Source organism: uncultured Faecalicoccus sp., from assembly GCF_944325745.1.
Taxonomy (GTDB): domain Bacteria; phylum Bacillota_I; class Bacilli_A; order Erysipelotrichales; family Erysipelotrichaceae; genus Faecalicoccus.
On the sequence record NZ_CALVBG010000018.1, the window covers coordinates 1 to 18,269 of the forward strand.

The 18,269-nt window shown below is 42.2% G+C and carries 20 protein-coding genes, 1 pseudogene and 1 other annotated feature; all 21 genes and pseudogenes read right to left on the reverse strand.

The annotated features are described in order from the left end of the window. Positions 1-212: pseudogene (locus Q0J48_RS03260) on the reverse strand (argininosuccinate lyase); the annotation flags it as partial. After that, positions 212-1,450 carry an argininosuccinate synthase gene (locus Q0J48_RS03265; RefSeq protein WP_296241614.1) on the reverse strand — a complete coding sequence of 413 codons (1,239 nt, stop codon included), beginning with the start codon at positions 1,448-1,450 and terminating at the stop codon, positions 212-214. The pseudogene Q0J48_RS03260 and the gene Q0J48_RS03265, both read right to left, overlap by 1 nt. A gap of 120 nt (positions 1,451-1,570) precedes the next feature. Beyond that, positions 1,571-1,778, reverse strand: a binding site (T-box leader). An 80-nt stretch (positions 1,779-1,858) separates the two neighbouring features. Next, the gene (gene tsf, locus Q0J48_RS03270) at positions 1,859-2,749 is read right to left on the reverse strand and encodes a translation elongation factor Ts (RefSeq protein ID WP_296241616.1); all 891 of its coding nucleotides are present in this window, start codon (positions 2,747-2,749) and stop codon (positions 1,859-1,861) included. 24 nt (positions 2,750-2,773) lie between these two features. Then, positions 2,774-3,691 (reverse strand): 30S ribosomal protein S2, encoded by a 918-nt coding sequence (gene rpsB / locus Q0J48_RS03275; protein ID WP_296241618.1) that lies wholly within the window; start codon positions 3,689-3,691, stop codon positions 2,774-2,776. A gap of 157 nt (positions 3,692-3,848) precedes the next feature. Then, positions 3,849-4,760, reverse strand: a complete 912-nt coding sequence (gene xerA, locus Q0J48_RS03280) for a site-specific tyrosine recombinase/integron integrase (protein WP_296241619.1) — start codon at positions 4,758-4,760, stop codon at positions 3,849-3,851. Next, entirely contained in the window at positions 4,753-6,051 is a 1,299-nt protein-coding gene (gene trmFO / locus Q0J48_RS03285; protein ID WP_296241620.1) for a methylenetetrahydrofolate--tRNA-(uracil(54)-C(5))-methyltransferase (FADH(2)-oxidizing) TrmFO, read from the reverse strand. The genes xerA and trmFO overlap by 8 nt, the downstream gene beginning before the upstream one ends. Then, positions 6,041-8,188, reverse strand: coding sequence for a type I DNA topoisomerase (topA, locus tag Q0J48_RS03290; protein ID WP_296241621.1), 2,148 nt, complete (start codon positions 8,186-8,188; stop codon positions 6,041-6,043). The genes trmFO and topA overlap by 11 nt, the downstream gene beginning before the upstream one ends. Before the next feature lie 56 nt (positions 8,189-8,244). Continuing rightward, the gene (gene dprA / locus Q0J48_RS03295; protein WP_296241622.1) at positions 8,245-8,985 is read right to left on the reverse strand and encodes a DNA-processing protein DprA; all 741 of its coding nucleotides are present in this window, start codon (positions 8,983-8,985) and stop codon (positions 8,245-8,247) included. A gap of 48 nt (positions 8,986-9,033) precedes the next feature. Then, a complete protein-coding gene (locus Q0J48_RS03300; RefSeq protein ID WP_296241624.1) occupies positions 9,034-9,642 on the reverse strand; it encodes a ribonuclease HII in 609 nt (202 codons plus the stop codon). After that, complete coding sequence (gene ylqF / locus Q0J48_RS03305) at positions 9,623-10,489, reverse strand: ribosome biogenesis GTPase YlqF (RefSeq protein ID WP_296241625.1); 867 nt, start codon at positions 10,487-10,489, stop codon at positions 9,623-9,625. Before ylqF ends, Q0J48_RS03300 begins: the two co-directional genes overlap by 20 nt. 3 nt (positions 10,490-10,492) lie before the next feature. Then, a complete protein-coding gene (lepB, locus tag Q0J48_RS03310) occupies positions 10,493-11,191 on the reverse strand; it encodes a signal peptidase I (protein ID WP_296241626.1) in 699 nt (232 codons plus the stop codon). A 77-nt stretch (positions 11,192-11,268) separates the two neighbouring features. Next, positions 11,269-11,616, reverse strand: coding sequence for a 50S ribosomal protein L19 (gene rplS, locus Q0J48_RS03315; RefSeq protein WP_296241627.1), 348 nt, complete (start codon positions 11,614-11,616; stop codon positions 11,269-11,271). An 89-nt stretch (positions 11,617-11,705) separates the two neighbouring features. Continuing rightward, positions 11,706-12,437, reverse strand: a complete 732-nt coding sequence (trmD, locus tag Q0J48_RS03320) for a tRNA (guanosine(37)-N1)-methyltransferase TrmD (RefSeq protein WP_296241628.1) — start codon at positions 12,435-12,437, stop codon at positions 11,706-11,708. Continuing rightward, positions 12,434-12,922 carry a ribosome maturation factor RimM gene (gene rimM, locus Q0J48_RS03325; RefSeq protein ID WP_296241629.1) on the reverse strand — a complete coding sequence of 163 codons (489 nt, stop codon included), beginning with the start codon at positions 12,920-12,922 and terminating at the stop codon, positions 12,434-12,436. The genes trmD and rimM overlap by 4 nt, the downstream gene beginning before the upstream one ends. Positions 12,923-12,962: 40 nt before the next feature. Next, on the reverse strand, positions 12,963-13,211 hold the full coding sequence (locus Q0J48_RS03330; RefSeq protein ID WP_296241630.1) for a KH domain-containing protein: 249 nt from the start codon (positions 13,209-13,211) through the stop codon (positions 12,963-12,965). A 2-nt stretch (positions 13,212-13,213) separates the two neighbouring features. Continuing rightward, positions 13,214-13,483: a 30S ribosomal protein S16 gene (gene rpsP, locus Q0J48_RS03335; protein ID WP_296241631.1), complete on the reverse strand. Its 270-nt coding sequence runs from the start codon at positions 13,481-13,483 to the stop codon at positions 13,214-13,216. A gap of 79 nt (positions 13,484-13,562) precedes the next feature. Further along, a complete protein-coding gene (gene ffh / locus Q0J48_RS03340) occupies positions 13,563-14,981 on the reverse strand; it encodes a signal recognition particle protein (RefSeq protein ID WP_296241632.1) in 1,419 nt (472 codons plus the stop codon). A gap of 15 nt (positions 14,982-14,996) precedes the next feature. After that, entirely contained in the window at positions 14,997-15,482 is a 486-nt protein-coding gene (locus Q0J48_RS03345) for a GNAT family protein (protein ID WP_296241633.1), read from the reverse strand. Beyond that, complete coding sequence (locus Q0J48_RS03350) at positions 15,473-16,414, reverse strand: glycosyltransferase family 2 protein (protein WP_296241634.1); 942 nt, start codon at positions 16,412-16,414, stop codon at positions 15,473-15,475. The genes Q0J48_RS03345 and Q0J48_RS03350 overlap by 10 nt, the downstream gene beginning before the upstream one ends. A gap of 11 nt (positions 16,415-16,425) precedes the next feature. After that, a complete protein-coding gene (locus Q0J48_RS03355; RefSeq protein WP_296241635.1) occupies positions 16,426-17,154 on the reverse strand; it encodes a hypothetical protein in 729 nt (242 codons plus the stop codon). 68 nt (positions 17,155-17,222) lie between these two features. After that, a complete protein-coding gene (locus Q0J48_RS03360) occupies positions 17,223-18,074 on the reverse strand; it encodes a YitT family protein (RefSeq protein ID WP_296241637.1) in 852 nt (283 codons plus the stop codon). Positions 18,075-18,269: the final 195 nt, after the last annotated feature.

Below are 18,269 nucleotides of genomic sequence, written 5' to 3' on the forward strand. Positions count from 1 at the left end.
TGCAGATCGTTTTGAATTGATTTCAAACCTTGTTGGATCTGTTCATAATCTTCTACAGAAATGATCTTCTGATCTTTTAACATTTGCACATGGGCCAAAGAACCTTGGATATCTTGTTTCGCCATCTTTTGGTCAAAAGGAAGCGAAGCATTCAAGATATCCAACAGATGATCTGTTTCCTTGGAAAACCTACCTGTCCAAAGCTTTGCCATTATTCGACTCCCGGAAAATCTTCCACTTCTTTTGCCTTGATGGCTCTGACTTTTAACGGCAAGCCAAACAAATGGATGAAACCGGCTGAATCGCTTTGGTCATAACAGTCGTCTTCATCAAAGGTTGCCATGCCGGCACTGTAAAGTGAATATGGACTGGTGACGGATACAGGAAGAATATTTCCTTTATACAGTTTTAAAACCACATCCCCTGTCACTGTCTCCTGTGTACTGGTCACAAAAGCGCTCATGGCTTTTCTTAATGGGGTGTACCATTGACCGTTATACACCAGATCCGCAAATTTCAAAGCTAAAGATTGTTTGTAATGCTGTGTTTCTTTATCCAGCGTGATCTCTTCTAATTTTTCGTGGGCTTTATACAGAATCGTTCCACCCGGTGTCTCATAGACCCCACGACTTTTCATTCCTACAAGACGATTTTCGACAATGTCCAAAATTCCGCAGCCGTTGGATCCTCCCAGTTCATTGAGTTTTTCAATCACTTGTGTGGGGTTCATTTCAACATCATCCACTGCTGTAGGAACACCTTTTTCAAAATGGATCTTTACATTGGTTGGTTTGTCTGGGGCCTGCTCTGGAGAAACTCCCATTTCCAGGAAACCCGGTTTGTTCAATGGTGCTTCATTGGCCGGATCTTCCAGATCCAATCCTTCATGGCTCAAATGCCATAAGTTTTTATCTTTCGAATAATTTGTTTCCTTACTGATCTTTAATGGAATGTTATGGGCTTGCGCATAGGCAATTTCTTTTTCTCGTGAATTCAATTCCCAGAACCGCCAAGGTGCAATGATATCAATCTCCGGAGCAAAAGCTTGGATCGCCAACTCAAATCGAACTTGATCGTTTCCTTTTCCGGTACATCCATGACAAATGGCATCGGCGCCTTCTTTTTTTGCGATCTCAACGATCCGTTTCGCAATGATCGGACGAGCAAAGCTGGTTCCCAACAGATACTGTTCATAAGTAGCTCCTGCCTGCATGGTAGGAAGAATATAGTCATTGACGAATTCATCGGTTAAATCTTCGATATAGAGTTTGGAAGCGCCCGTTTTCAATGCTTTTTCTTCCAAACCTTCCAATTCCGTACCTTGTCCCACATTCCCGCTGACAGCGATGATTTCTGCCCCATAGTTTTCTTTCAGCCAAGGGATCAATACCGATGTATCCAATCCTCCTGAATATGCCAAAACGATCTTTTTATATTGTTTCTTTTCCATGATAAACTGTCTCCTCTTCTTTCTTTGTCTATGCTTTAAATCCAATAAAATGATTTGTACTCCTTCGTCGGCCTTTACTGCGCACTGCCTTCACCCCAATCTATAAAAAAAACGCCCTTCAAAAAGGACGTAATTTACGCGGTACCACCTTTATTCCATTCACAACTATGAATGACACCTCATCGTTAACGCCGATTACGTCTATGCCTCACCTGGTTTCGACATAGAAGCTCCAAGACACGTTCCAGAAACCTTATTCATGACTTGCACCCGCCGTCAATTCTCTATAGAACAGGGATTCTGTACTTCTTCTCTTCTTAGCTATGAAACTATTATACATTGTTGAAACTTTTTATCAATAGAAAAATGTAAATTTTTCATGAGAGAGCAAAAAAAAGAAAGGGCTGATTAGCCCTTGATCTGTGACATAACTTCTTCAGCGAAGTTTTCTTCTCTTTTTTCGATACCTTCACCAGTCTGGTAACGAACGAAGGATACTGCAGCAGCACCGTTCTCTTTTAAGAACTGACCTACTTTTTGTTTAGGTTCCAAGAAGTATTCCTGGTCATTCAAACAAAGATCTTTAAAGTGCTTGTCTACTTTCCCTTTTAAGATTCCCTGTAAAACTTTTTCTGGTTTGTTCGCCATTTTTGGATCATTCTGCATCATCTGTAACTGTAACTCACGTTCGTGCTCTACAACTTCAGAAGGGATCTCATCCTGGCTTACATAAGCGGGAGACATACTAGCAACCTGCATTGCGATGTTTTTAGCAAGTTGTGCATCTTGAGTTCCTTTTAAAACGACAACAGCAGAAATCTTACCGCCCATGTGCATGTAAGTTCCGAATACTTCATCATCGTTTTTCGTGATGACATTGACACGACGGAAAGAAATTTTTTCTCCGATCGTAGCTGTCGCATTCGTGATGACTTCTTCAACCGTACCTTCGGCAGTATTGACTTTCAAAGCTTCTTCCTGACTAGCTGGTTTCGCTTCCAGAAGAGCAGCCTGTAAAACATCCAATACATGTAAGAACTGTTCGTTTTTAGCAACGAAGTCTGTTTCTGAGTTGACTTCAAAGATCACCGCATCATTTCCTTGACTAGCTACACGAGTCAAACCTTCTGCAGCAATACGTCCTGCTTTCTTTTCTGCTTTTGCGATGCCCTTTTCACGAAGCCAGTCAACAGCTTTTGCGATGTCTCCTTCGCATTCTGTCAAAGCTTTCTTACAATCCATCATTCCGGCACCAGTTTTTTCACGTAATTCTTTAACTTGACTTGCGGTAATAGCCATGTTTATTCTCCTTCTCTTTCTTGATTATTCTGCTTCTGCAACTGTTTCAGTTTCAGGAGCTGTTTCAGCTTTTGTTTCTTCTTGTTTTGGAGCTGGTTTGTTAAAACGACGGTTACGACGTTCGAAGTTTCTCTTACGTTTTTCTTCGATACGTTGACGACGTCTTCTTTCGTTTTCAGCGATCTGCTGTTCTACGTTGCGGATAACATCATCCATTGTGACATCTTCTTCTGTGTTATCCAAATATGCCATTTCCAAGACTCCGCCTTTGGCATCCACGATAGCATCTGCCAAGATCGTAGTGACCAACTTAATAGAACGAGCAGCATCGTCGTTAGAAGCGATTGGATAAGTTGCATCATCCGGATCACAGTTTGTATCTAACATTGCGAACACAGGGATACCTAATTTCTTAGCTTCCGCAACAGCATTGTGTTCTTCTTTTGGATCGATAATGAAGATCGCATCTGGCAGTTTCTTCATTTCTTTGATTCCGCCTAAGCTACTTTCCAATTTTGCTTTTTCTTTACGCAAAGAAGCCTGTTCTTTTTTCGTATATACTTCAATTTTCCCACTGGCTTCCATTTCTTCGATCTCAACCAAACGTTTTACACGCTTTTGGATCGTACGGAAGTTTGTTAACAAACCGCCTAACCAACGTTTGTTTACATAGAATGAACCAGAACGTAAAGCTTGTTCTTCGATTGTTTCAGCAGCTTGTTTTTTTGTTCCGACAAACAGAACTTTTCCACCGCGTTCGCTGATCGCTTTCAACTCTGCATAAGCTTCTTCGATCTGTTCGATTGTTTGGTTCAAGTCTACAATATAGACTCCGTTACGGCTGGTATAGATGTATGGTTTCATCTTAGGATTCCAGCGGCGAGTCTGATGTCCAAAGTGAACACCATTCTCCAACAATTTTTTCATTGATACAATTGACATAATAGTCCTTCCTTTCCGTTACTCCTCCATCATTTCGAACGCTTGCAACATTGTTGATATGCACGGGCAAGCGAATCCATGATGTGTGTATTTGCGCTTTCGCGCCTTTTTATATTAGCATGTCTATTCATCCAATTCAAGCAAAAACTGACGGTTCTCAAGGCTTGATCTTGTGGTTGGCCAAAGGATGAGAACGTTCGTATTCTTTCAATAATTTTTGCGGGGATAAATGCGTATAGATCTGGGTTGTCGAAAGACTGGAGTGCCCCAGCAGTTCCTGGACGATGCGAATATCCGCTCCATTATCCAACAAATGTGTCGCAAAGCTGTGTCGAAGCATATGAGGATGGACATTCATCCCCATGCCGATCGCATCAGCATGTTTCTGCATCAGCATTTGAACAGCTCGAGTGGTCATCGCATTTCCGCGTAAGGAGACAAAAACATGGTTTGTCTGTTTGGCAAACTTTTCCCAGTATTCCCTTCGATACTTTTGAAACAATGAACTTAGTCCCTGATAAAACGGGACGATCCTTTCCTTATCTCCTTTCCCTATGATTCGGACAAACCGCTCGTTCAAATGAACATCTTCCCATCGTAAAGAAACAACCTCGCTGACACGAAGTCCGCAGGCATACATTAAAGAAAATAACATTTTATCTCGCAACTCTGCCGGTTTTTGAAGATCATAAGATTCTAAAAACGTTTGGATCTCGGAAGTAAAGAGAAAATCCGGGATCTTTCGGGATGTCTTAGGCGAATGAAGCGAGTTTAAAGGATTATTCGTGATCCCGATATATTCATTCAAATATTTATAAAAAGAACGATACGTACTCAATTTGCGGGCAATCGTAGAATTCTTGGCCATAGAACCATCTGCGAGTGTTCGAATATGCGATAAGTAATCCAAAAAAACCAGGCGATCAACGTCTTCAAAATCCGTGATTCCCTGGCTTTCTAGAAATTCTACTAACTGATTGAGATCTCTTCGATAGGCCTCCACTGTTTTTTCCGATTGCGAATGTTGATGATAAACATATTGAAGAAAACGATCAATCAGCTCATTCATGGATTTCCCTCTGGATCTCGTGAATACGCGCCAAGGCTTGTTCACAGATCTTTTCTTTCCGTTGTGCCTTCTTACATTTTTCCTGTAAGTTGACCAATCCAAAATTGGCATTCATCGGTTGAAAATGAGATGGCGTACAATGCGTGATGTAATGAGCCTGAGAACCCATGATGCATGTGTTTCCAAAGATCACAGGATCTTTGCCCGAAAGCAAAAGGGCCATATTGATTCCCGCAATCAGTCCGCTTGCGCACGATTCCACATACCCTTCCACACCTGTCAACTGCCCGGCAAAAAAGAGATCCGGACGTTTCTTTGATTGATAAGTTTCTTGAAGAACTTGCGGTGAACAAATAAAGGTATTACGATGCATCACACCATAACGGGTGATCTTTAAATTCTCCAATCCGGGAATCAAAGAAAAGACTCTTCTTTGTTCAGGCCAAGTTAAATGGGTCTGAAACCCTACGATATTATAAAGAGAGGCCGCTACATTGTCTTGACGAAGCTGAACAACCGCAACCGGATGATGGTCGGGATCTTTTTCCAGACCGACCGGTTTTAAAGGGCCAAACAACATGGTCTTCTTCCCTCTTCTGGCCATCTCCTCGATCGGCATGCATCCTTCAAAAACTTTGAGTTCGAAATCATGCATCTTTACACATTCGGCCGAGATCAAAGCTTCATAAAAGCGATCAAACTCTGCTTGATCCATAGGACAGTTGATATAGCTGGCTTCCCCTTTATCATATCGAGATTTATAATAAGCCTTCGTGAAATCGATGGAATCTTTTTCTACGATCGGTGCTGCGGCATCATAAAAATGCAGAGGTTCCATCCCTAAAAAATCGTTGATCGTTTGGGCAAAAGCATCGCTTGTCAATGGCCCTGTCGCAATAATACAGGGACCCTCTGGAATTTCCGTGACTTCTTCATAGCTGACTCGCACCAAAGGATGCTCTTTCAATGTTTTCGTGATCGTTTCCGAAAACAAATGACGATCGACCGCCAAGGCGCTTCCGGCAGGAACCGCACAAGCATCTGCGGTTTTTAAGATCAAAGAATTCATGATCCGCAATTCTTCTTTTAAGATCCCGACCGCATTGTTCAAGGCGTTCGAGCGCAGCGAATTTGAACAGACCAATTCCGCGAATCCATCCGTATGAAAGGCCGGCGGATATTTTTGGGGGCGCATCTCGATCAGATGCACCGGGATCCCCCGCGAGACTAACTGCCAGGTTGCTTCACTTCCCGCCAAACCGGCGCCGATCACCGTGACTTCAGGATGCATTTTTTGACTCCTTTTTCTTTTCAGTCTTTTTGATATAACGACACTTCGGATAGTTACTGCAGCCGACAAAGGTCGTTCCATATCGTGATTTACGCAAGACAAGATCGTGTCCGCATTCAGGACACTTTTCTCCTGTAGGCTGCGGTTTAGCTTTTTCTTTCAAAGAAACGATCGTCTTGCATTCGGGATAATTTGTACAGGCCCAGAAAGGTCCAAACCGGCCTTTTTTGATGACCATCTTAGCGCCGCAATTCGGACAAATCTTCTCTTCCTGTCCTTCTTCGGCTGCCGGTTTCGTTTCTTCCTGGCTTTCCGTATAGCGACATTTCGGAAAGTTGACACAAGAGATAAACCGGCCGTATTTTCCGTTGCGATAGACTAATTCTCCGCCGCAATCCGGACATGTACGTCCGACTCTTTCTAGCTCTTTCTTAGGCATTTTGTCATAAGCATCTTCGACCAATGGCTCAAATTCATCATAGAAAGTATGCAGATAAGCGATGGGATCGGTATCTCCTTCAGCGATAGAATCTAAAGAATTCTCCATATTAGCCGTATATTCTACATTGATCACGCTTTTAAAATACTCTTGAAGCTTTTCATCCGTCAGGATCCCTTGATCACTTGGAAAGAAAACTTTCGTTTTTGTGGTTTTATTGGGATCCGCCTGCAGTAAAGCATAGCCGCGTTTTTGTAAGGTATCGATGATCATCGCGTAGGTACTTGGTCGACCGATCGACTTTTCTTCCAGATCTTTGATCAGGCGAGCTTCGGTATAGCGTGCGGGCGGTTCGGTAAAATGTTGTTTGGCTTCAACCGGCACATCTGTAAAGATTTCGCCTTTTTCCAAATCCGGCAAGATTTCGTCCTTCTGCTTTTCGTAGGTTGAATACACTTTTAAATACCCATCGAATTTCAACATTTGACCAGAACTTGTAAATTCACATCCGTCACATTCAAATTTCGCATTGGTTACACTAAAAACCGCATCGCTCATCAGAGAAGCCACAGTACGTGCATAGATCAAAGAATATAGACGATATTGTTCATTCGTTAAGTACGCTTTGATCTTTTCCGGTACATGATTGATGTTCGTGGGACGAATCGCTTCGTGCGCATCCTGGGCATTCTTTGAATTATGGGCATGAACATGACCGACATAATCCTTTCCGTACTCCCCTTCAATATACGCATGGGCATCTTTAACAAAAAGATCACTTAAACGTGTAGAATCTGAACGCATATACGTGATCAAACCTTGCATCTGCCCTCCAAGATCGATCCCTTCATAAAGCTTTTGCGCAATGGTCATGGTCTTTTTCGCACCATAACCTAATTTCGTACTGGCTTCCTGCTGCAACGTTGAAGTCGTAAACGGAAGTTTCGGCTGCCGTTTGCGGGAACGCGTCGACAAAGAAGATAAAACAAAATCATTCTGACAGCGTTTTACGATCGCATTGGCTTGTTCTTCATTTTCTAATTTTGGCTTTTTGCCGTCTACTTTCGCCAGATCTGCCGTAAAGCTCTTTCTTCCCTTTTTTAAATTGGCATGAATGCTCCAATATTCTTTGGGTTGAAAAGCTTGGATCTCCTTTTCACGTTCTACGATCAAATGCAATGCGACCGACTGCACACGGCCAGCAGATTTTGACTGGATCTTATTCTTTAAGAGTTTGCTCAGTTTGAAACCGATGATACGGTCTAACATACGGCGCGTTTCTTGAGAACGTACAAGATCCATATCGATATGAGATGGATTCTTAATAGCTTCCAAGATGGCCGGTTTAGTAATTTCATGAAAGATGATTCGGTTCGTAGAATCAATGTCGAGATCTAATTCTCTAGCCAAATGCCACGCAATCGCTTCTCCTTCGCGGTCCGGGTCGCTCGCCAGATAGATCGAGCCACTATTCTTCGCAAGCTTTTTTAATTCTTTGACAACATCTTTTTTATCCGAGTTGATCTTATAGGTCGGTTTGAAATCGTGTTCGATATCAATTCCCAATCCTTCTTTTCCGCTGGTGGCCAGATCACAGATATGTCCCTTGCTGGAAACAACTTTGTAATCAGAACCTAAATATTTTTCAATCGTCTTCGATTTGTAAGGCGACTCGACGATGACTAAATCGTTACTCATTTTCAACCTCCAATTGGTTCGTTAGTAATAAAACAATAAAAAAATGCGTTTGTCAATTATAATTCATCGAGATCGGATTCTTCGACAAGGATATTCGCTCCATTTTGGATCAGCCAGTTACAACCGGAATACATCTTTTCTTCAAATGCCGAAGGAACACAATACACGGGTTTGGAAAGTTCCAGACATTCATTGACTGTATGCATCGTTCCGCTTTTACATTTTGCCTGGATCACGATCAACGCTTCGCAAGCGGCAGCAATCAATCGATTTCGCCATGGAAAATGATGGGCTAAAGGTTTGGTGTGTAAAGGATATTCACTCATGATCAAATGCTTGCGGCTCATCTCCTGATATAAAAAGGCATTTTCTTTCGGATAGATCCAGTCCAATCCGCATCCGATAAATCCAATGGTCTTATGATCCAGACTGCATTGATGGGCCATCGCATCAATTCCCTTCGCGAGTCCGGAAAGAATCACATAACGTTGTTTTAATCGATTCGCAATGATCTTTGTATTCGTTAAAGCAGCTGTCGTACAGTTTCGACTCCCTATAATCGCAACCCCTTTTTCTTGTAAATAGGAAAGATTTCCGTGATAAAACAGGATCCATGGAGGGTAGCGCAATTTTCGAAAACAAACCGGATATTCTTTATCGACAATCGTAACATAAGGATCTGGATAGTGAATTCTCTGTACGGGGGCCTGGCTCTCCAGACAGTGAGCGATCTGTTTCCATTCCCCACGACTTTGAAGGGCATACCACAAAATAGCTTCTCTTAAATCTTCTTTCATAGTATTAATTACGCTCAAAAAGAAAAAAGATAGAAAATTTCTTTTCTATCAAAATAAAGTTAATTCACATTTTCTTTGTACCGGACCATAGGACCGCCGATGACAAGGTAAGACACCATAAGTATCTAAGGCTTGTAGATGCGCCTTGGTAGGATAGCCTTTATGTTTCTTAAAGCCATATTCCGGATATTTTTGATCCAGTTCCACCATGATGCGATCCCGCGTGACTTTCGCAAGAATACTGGCAGCGGCAATGGAGATGGACTTAGAATCTCCTTTGATGATTGCTTCATACGGTTTATCAAGGCCCGGCAATTTCATCGCATCACTGAGCACATAATCACAAGGGGCCGCCTGAGCAATCTCCAACATGGCCTCTTGGGTCGCCCGGTAAATATTTTTCTGATCGATCACTTTTTCGGAAACGATCAAGATCATGAACCACGATGCATCTTCTTTGATCTGTTCAAAGAGTTTTTCGCGTTTCTTTTCAGTCAGTTTTTTGGAATCATCGATCTCAGGATTTTTGTATCCAGGTACAAATTGGCACCCAGCTACAACCAGCGGTCCCGCAATCGGGCCGCGCCCCGCTTCGTCTAGTCCTAATAACCAAGAATGTTCATCCCAAAGATCCCATTCAAGCGGTCTCTCGATCATAAGGTTCCTCCCATGTGATTGGGCCAAGAACATCGTTTCGGATATCTTTGATCAAAGATCGAATCAGTCTCTCCTGATCGATCTGCCCTTTTTGTAGATAACCGCGTTTGACGGCAATCTTATTCATCGCATCCCAAACGTCTTGCACGCTTTCAATCTGATAAACATTCTCCAGTAAACCGTTATGCTTCTTCAAAAGCCAGTCGAGTGCATACTGTACAAGTTCATCGCGATTGATCACTTCGTCACGGATCGACCCTAATAATGCTAAACGCAACCCAATTTGCGGATCCTCAAACTTTGGCCAAAGAACCCCTGGAGTATCCAACAGTTCTAGACCCTTATCCAATTTGATCCACTGTAAAGCGCGCGTTACACCCGGTCGGTCTGCTGTCTGTGCCGCTTTACGCTTGGCCAGTGTATTGATCATCGTACTTTTTCCCACATTCGGGATTCCGCAAACCATGGCTCTTAAAGCCCGAGGCCGAATGCCTCTGCGTTTTTGTTTTTCGATCAAGGCCTGGCAAAGTTCATTGGCGACAGAAACCAATGTCTTTTTATAAGAATCACGGATCAGATCCAAAGCCAAGACTTTATTTTGTTCATCTTCCAACGCTTGGATCCATTGCGCCGTCATTTGCGGATCGGCTTTATCTCGTTTCGATAAAATAATCAAACGCGGCTTTTTCTGGATCAACTTTTCCAACATTGGATTCTTGCTGGAATAAGGGATGCGGGCATCACGAATTTCAATCACAAGATCCACTTTTTTTAGATTTTCCTCCATCTGCCGCTTGGCTTTTGTCATGTGGCCGGGAAACCATTGGATCGGATTATTTGCGCTCATAACTTATCCTTTGATCCCAATTTGTTCAAAAGGAAGCAATACAAGCACACCGACACCATAGATCTGTGATTTTTTGATCACTCCGATCGAAGGATCGCGAGAATCTTTGGAAACCGGTCGGTTATCTCCCATCACAAAATATTCGTCGTCTCCTAAAGTCACTTCTTCAAAATCGACATAATCGACGATCGTTTTTCCATCATCATCTTTTGTGACTTGTTCTACCGCATTAAAATATCCATATTGGTCGCGGCATTCTTCGATATAAGATGGGTCGATATAATCGGATTCATCGATCTGTGCACCATTGATATAGATCTCATCGTCGATGCAGGAAATGGTATCGCCTGGCATTCCGATCACACGCTTCACGATCTGAATTTCTTCCGTTGTTGTTTCTTTTGTTTCTTCATTGGTTACTTCCTGATCCGTTGTGACCACGACGATATCATAGCGATGGATCTGTCCAGTCCACACACTGACAAGATTGGTAAATCCAAATTCTCCATCTTGTAACGTTGGATCCATACTGCGTCCGTTTACTTTGATAGGATGGGCAATAAAATTCATAAAGATCAAAATTACGATTGCCGTGATCGCAAAGACTTTGACAAATCCTAATATATCTTCTAAAAGCGTACGTTCATCATCTTCGTTGTAACGATAGATCGCTTTCTTTTCCCTTTTGCTCGCTTTTCTCATCTTCTAACCCCATTTCTACTCGCTCATTATACTATAAATCACGCTAAATAAAAAATGCCGATTGCTCGGCATCTTTATTATCGAACTTCCTTAAGACGAGCCGATTTTCCGGAACGTCCGCGTAAGTAATGAAGTTTATTACGACGAACTTTACCATGACGAACGACTTCGATCTTATCGATGATTGGTGAATGCAAAGGGAATTTACGTTCTACTCCGATACCGTTAGACATCTTGCGAACAGTAAATGTTTCGGCAATGCCACCACCTACACGTTCAATGACAACACCTTCAAAAACCTGGATACGACTCTTGTCCCCCTCTTTGATACGTACGTGAACACGAACTGTACTTCCAGAGCGGAATGAAGGAATATCCGTTTTTAACTGCGATTTTGTAATTTCATTAACTAAATTTAAATTCATCTTCGTTCCTCCTTTTCTTCCATACGGTCATCTTGCTCATACGCACCAGGTGCCAGCGGAACAAAACCGTGCAACAATGCCCTAAAATATTAGCACACCTCATCCGGGTTTTCAAGCGCTTTTGTAAGGAGTTTTTCTTCTTCTTGAGAAAGCCTGCGGTCTTTTAAAAGATCCGGACGATGAAGAGCTGTATTACGCAAAGCCATCGCTTTACGCCAAGTCTGGATACGGGCATGATGTCCGCTCAATAAAACTTCGGGAACTTTTTTTCCTTCATAGATCTCCGGTCTTGTATATTGTGGATACTCCAGCAAACCATCGGAAAAAGAATCATCTTGCGCACTGTCCGATTTGATCACACCCGGGATCATACGCAAGATCGCATCACAGATCACAACACAGGCTGGTTCCCCGCCCGTCAAAACAAAATCACCCAAAGAGACCTGCATATCAACATAGTCACGGATCCTTTCATCAAAACCTTCATAATGACCGCAAAGAAAGATCAGATGTTTCTCTTTCGAAAGGTCGATAGCCATCTGCTGGTGGAACGTCTTTCCCTGCGGGCTCAACAAGATCACTTTGCTGTCGGGCGTACGCACACTTTTCAGAGCATCGAGGATCGGCTGACACATCAATACCATACCAGCGCCCCCGCCATAAGGGGTATCATCGACATGGCCGTGTTTTTCTTGGGTAAATGATCGAAAATCCACACATTCAAACGAAAAAAGATCTTTTTCCTTGGCTCTTTTAATAATACTGGTTTGAAGCAGTGGTTCAAAATATTCAGGGAATAGACTCAAAACAGTAATTTTCATCGCAACCCCTCCATATCGTTAAAAACAATTTTCTTAGAGATAGGATCAACAGATGAAACAAAAGCTTCCACAAAAGGGAGCAAGAAGGATCCTTTTTCATTTTGTACCCGTAAAACGATATGGGCTCCGGTTTCCAAAATATCAGTGACTTTTCCGCAATCATTGCCGGACTGATCATAAACTGTGCAGTCCATCAACTGATGATAGTAATACTCCCCTTCTTCCAGTTTGGGAAGCTGTTCTTTGGAAATCAAAAGCGCTTTGGTTTTCAGCTTTTCGGCTTGATCTATATCGGTGATCTCTTCGAACTTGGCATAGCCAAATCCCTTTTGCATGCGAAAAGAAACCACCGTCAGCGTTTGACCATCTTCTAAAGTCAAGACGCGCCCTGTCGCAAATCGATCCTTCACATCGTCGGTCACAAGCGCGATCTTACATTCTCCTTTAAGTCCGTGTGTATTGATGATGGTTCCCACTTTGATCATGTTTTTATCTCCTTTAAAAAAATTAGGATGTTTTCACATCCTAGTAAGCTTCAAATTTAACTGAGACTCTTTTTTTGATATCTCTTGCCGCAATGGAGATCATCTGACGAATGCTGGAAGCCATGGCTCCTTTGCGTCCGATCAGACGAGCTACATCATCGCTGTTTGCATAAACATACAATAAGATCTCATGTTCATTGGTCGTTGACATCGTCTTAACAGATAACGCTTCTTTATCATCAACCAATGGAAGACAAAGATCCATCAATGTCTTTTCAAGATCGATCATGTTTATTTGCCCATTTTGGCTTCATGGAATGATTTCATGACGCCTTCTTTAGAAAGAATAGAACGAACTGTATCTGAAGGTTTAGCTCCATTGTTCAGCCATTTCATAGCTAATTCTTTATCCAAAGTAACCTGGTTTTCTTTAGCAATAGGATTGTATGTACCGATTTCTTCGATGATACGTCCATCACGAGGACTACGAGAATCAGCAGCTACGATACGATAGAAAGGACGTCCCTTTTTACCCATTCTTTTTAAACGTAATTTAACCATATTTTTTACCTTCCTTTTCTGTTGCTTCGTTACTTTATCACAAGCAAGCAAAAAGTGTCAAGTATTTTTGCTTGACACTTTATTTTTTCTTCTTTTTCTTTTTTGACTTTTTTTGTTTCTTGCTGCCGGCATGTTTGCTGGTTCCCGCCAGACCGCCGCCGCGCTGCATTGCTTGCAGACTGGCCATATTCGGCATATTTCCGCCCGACATCATCTTGGTCATCATCTGCATCTGCTCTAAAGAAGAGATCAGTCGATTGACGTCCATGACTTTCACACCCGCTCCCTTGGCAATACGGTTTTTTCGACTGGCTTTCAAGCAGGAAGGATTTTCTCGTTCATAAGGCGTCATGGATTGAATGATGGCCTGCGAACGATTCATGGAATCATTCATCTTTTCATCGTCCAGATTTTTGACCATATTTCCTAAGCCAGGGATCATTCCCAGCATACGCTGCATAGATCCCATTTTTTTCATCTGGCCAAACTGATCCAACATATCATTGAATGTAAAGATACCGCTCTTCATGCGTTTCGCAGTCTTTTCCTGGACTTCCATATCCAGCTTTTCCTGCGCTTGTTCTACCAAGGTAACGATATCACCCATGCCCAAAATTCGATCGGCCATACGGTCCGGATGGAACGCTTCCAGATCCTCTACTTTTTCACCGTTAGAGACAAAGAGCACAGGAACATTGGTGATGCTTCGTACAGAGAGCAATCCGCCGCCACGAGCATCGCCATCCATTTTAGTGACAACCAAACCGGTGATGGCGAGCTGTTCATTGAATTCACGAGCTACCGTTACGATATCTTGCCCCGTCATCGCATCCACGGTCAAAAGAATATCGTCCGGTTCGACAAGCTGTTTCATTTCAGAAAGCTCATTCATCAGATCCTGATCGATATGAAGACGACCGGCCGTATCAAAGATCACAAGATCTTTTTGACGATCCTTCGCATACTGCATAGCCTGACGAGCCGTTTCGACCGCACCGACATCGGCACCAAGGCTAAAGACTTCTACATCGATAGAATGTCCCAATGTCTGTAACTGTTCAATCGCAGCGGGACGTATCACATCACAAGCAACCAAAAGTACGCGTTTCTGTAATTTTTCTTTACAATAACGAGCAATCTTCGCACTGGCCGTAGTTTTACCGGTCCCTTGCAGACCGACCATCATAACCGTTGTAATGCCGGATTTTTTAAAATGAAGACGAGCATCATCGGTTCCCAACAGATCCCGAATCTCATCGTGTACGATCTTAACGACCATTTGACCCGGATTGATGGAATCGATCACTTCCTGCCCTAATGCTTTTTCTTTGACGTTCCCAATAAATTCTTTCACGACATTGTAATTGACGTCTGCTTCCAACAAGCTCATGCGAACTTCCTTGAGCATGTCATTCATATTGGTTTCTGTCAGTTTTCCTTGTCCGGTAATATTCTTCAGGGCTTTATTCAAGCGCTCTGATAAAGATTCAAATGCCATAATCATTTCTCCCCACTATTTTGTCAGCTGAAAAGCCAACCGTTTTTCATGGTTGCCGACCAGTTCGATCGTTCCCACATGGACAAATCCAAATTTTTTTAACATCCTTTGCATCGGTATGTTATCTTTATGCGTATCAATGCGCATCGTATCCACTTGATCAATACAGTATTGCATCATCTTTTCTCCTATGTGCGGGATCCGACGACGAGATGCGATTCGATGGACGACCCCATATGGATCTTGGTTGAGCCACGCTCCATCGATTTGAAGATAGCTTGGGTCTTCCCCGATAAAAAAGACAAAACAACCTTCAATCTCACCATGGATCTCATCAACAAACAAGCGGTCAGCTTCAAGATCTCGCATGAGGATCTTGCGGCTGGGATATCCTTCCTGCCACTGATGCGTATTGCCATAAGAAGCCATGAATTCGCGAGCAATCGCATAGATTTCTAAAAGCGTATCGAGATCGGTAACGGTCGCCTTTCTTATAGCCATTTGTTATATTCCTGCACTTTCTTTTTGGTCCATCCATAGCGGATGCTACAGATGCCTTTTAAGAGCTCATAAGCCAAATGAGCGACCGGATTCACGTTTTTCCAATTGATTGTTGCCGGAATGTAACGAGGACGATCTTTACGCGTATACCGAGTGAAGATCGTATATAAGATCATAAAATCGGAATTTGAAAGATGAATATCAAAAGAAAAATGTTCAGTCGGGAATTTCCGACGTAAATAGTTTTCCTGATATTCATACGCTAAACGCATATCATACACTGTCTCCAGATCCATTCTGTGCGTCAAAGAACCAGGATGCTGGACATAGTGATAAAAACGATTAGGAATATGACCGATTCGCTTCGCGTTGCATAAAGCTTTGAACACTGTATAGGTATCTTCGAATCCGCGGATCGTATCAGGAAACTCAACATTGAAAAAACACTGTCGTTTAAAGAGTTTTCCCCAAGGATAGTTGTTCATTCCTTGGTTTTCCGCTAAGGAGTGCAAAGCCTCCATCGTATCCATCACCGGACGTCGTTCAATTTTTCGATAAATCGAACCATAGCGATAGTCCATCGTAAATCCGCAGCAAACCAAATCACAGTCGTTCTCGATCATATGAGCCACCATGGTCTCAATCATCTTCGGCTCGATATAATCATCACTGTCAACAAACAAGATCAAATCCCCGGTGGCGTGATGGATCAGGCGGTTTCGGGTCGTAGAGATCCCGGCGTTCGTATATTCATAATAGCGAATAAAGCTATAGCGATTGGCATAATCTTGACATATTTGGCCAGAATGATCGGTAGAACCGTCATTGACCAAAACGATCTCAATCTCTTTATAAGTTTGATGGATCAACGAATCTAAGCAACGTGATAGATAATTCTCAACATTATAGACAGGTACTAAAATGCTTACCATGCGTTTCCTCCTCACTCATAAATTCGAAACAAGACATTCTTTAATAGTTTATTAAAAAGTGAAACACAAATCAATAGCCAAATCGTCCAGGCAAAAACGCCGACAAGATCCACATTCAAACGCGCGAACTGCATATTGGATCCCACACCAACAGAAACGGAGGCCAAGATCTCTGCCATCACGACAACTTTAAAAGCCAAAGAGGAACAAGTGATCCAGCTGGTTACGATCGCATTTTTTAAAAGCGGGAAATACAATTTCCGGCATTTAATGGGAAACCCTTGCGGATAGATCAATAGTACATCTTTCCACTGCCCCTGGATCTCACATAAAGCCTCATAAATATTTTGATAAAAAATGGGAAACAACAGAAGAAAAGCAACGATCGTGACGCTCATTTCCCGATTGACCCAAAATAAGAAAAGAATTATAAAAGTCACATTCGGAATGCTTCTCAAAAATAACAAGATCTGATGAAAATAGACCGCGGCTTTTCGGTACCGAAAAAATACAAACGCCAAAAGGAACGCTAAGCCAAAAGATAGAACCAAAGAAGTAAAGACCCGCAATATGGTCATGATCAAGGAAAAATAAAGATCTGGCGAAAGAGCTTGATGGAGCATCGTTAAAAAAACTTCATCCGGTCGCGGTAAAATAATCGAATTATCGATCCACAAAGATAAAGCGATCCATACGATCAAAAGTGTTGTCAGCATACGAAACCATTGGCCTTTTGTCATAATTACCTCTTCTTCTGTTCTCCATTATAACAACTCTGAGAAAAAAGAAAAGTTAGGAGCCATAGCCCCTAACGTCTTTTATGGATATTCCAAGTGCCAATCACCTCGTTGACCGTGGATACGGTCACAAAGGCTTGAAAGTTGGCACGATGGAGATAATCCAACAATTTTTTATATTCACTGGTCGTCATGATCGTAACAAGTTCCGTTCGTTCCTCGTTTAAATAGCCGCCTGTGGCTTTATAGATCGTGACACCGCGCTGCATCTTATGCATGATAAAATCTTGGATGGTTTTATACTCATCGGATAAAATACAGATTTTCTTCTTTTTATGGAAGCCTCCGATAAAGTAGTCAATCGCAATCCCATTGGCATACGTTCCAATCAGACTGACAATCAGAGTCCCCACATCATAAACCAAGATCGAACTCATCGAGGTGATGAAGCCACAAAGTGTCAAAGCTTTACCAATTTCCATATGGGAATACTTGCTGACGATCTTCCCCACGATATCTAAACCGCCACTGCTCGCATTGATATTAAATAAAATCGCTTGGCCAAAGGCAATGATCAAAGTATAAGAGATCAAATCGTAAACACTGTTGCCGGTAAGCGATGTAGAAACAGGAAATAGGAATTCAAAAACAGCTAAGAAAACAGGTAACAAAATCGAAGTATAAATCGATTTAGAAGCAAATTCCTTCCCAACAAATATAAAACCTAGGATCAATAAACCGACATTCAAGATCAATGTGATCATAGAGATCGATAATGGAACGACCCGATTTAAAACCATGGCCAAACCGGAAATACTTCCAACGATAATACCGCTGGGGATCAAAAAGAAATATATCGAAACCGAAATCACAAACATCGCTACGGTAATCAAAAAGACATCTCGAATTTTATTTTGGTGCATAAAAAAATACCTCCATGCCTGCCTATTATAACAATAGAAACATAAGAAAGGTATAAGAAAATTTATGAATGTTTTTTTGAAAAAACCTGAAAAATCATCTGAAAAAAGCCAAAAAAAAGACCCGGCAACGAGCTATGTTCGCAGGGGCAAGCCCAACTATCTTCGCCGCGGAAGTGCTTAACTTCTGAGTTCGGT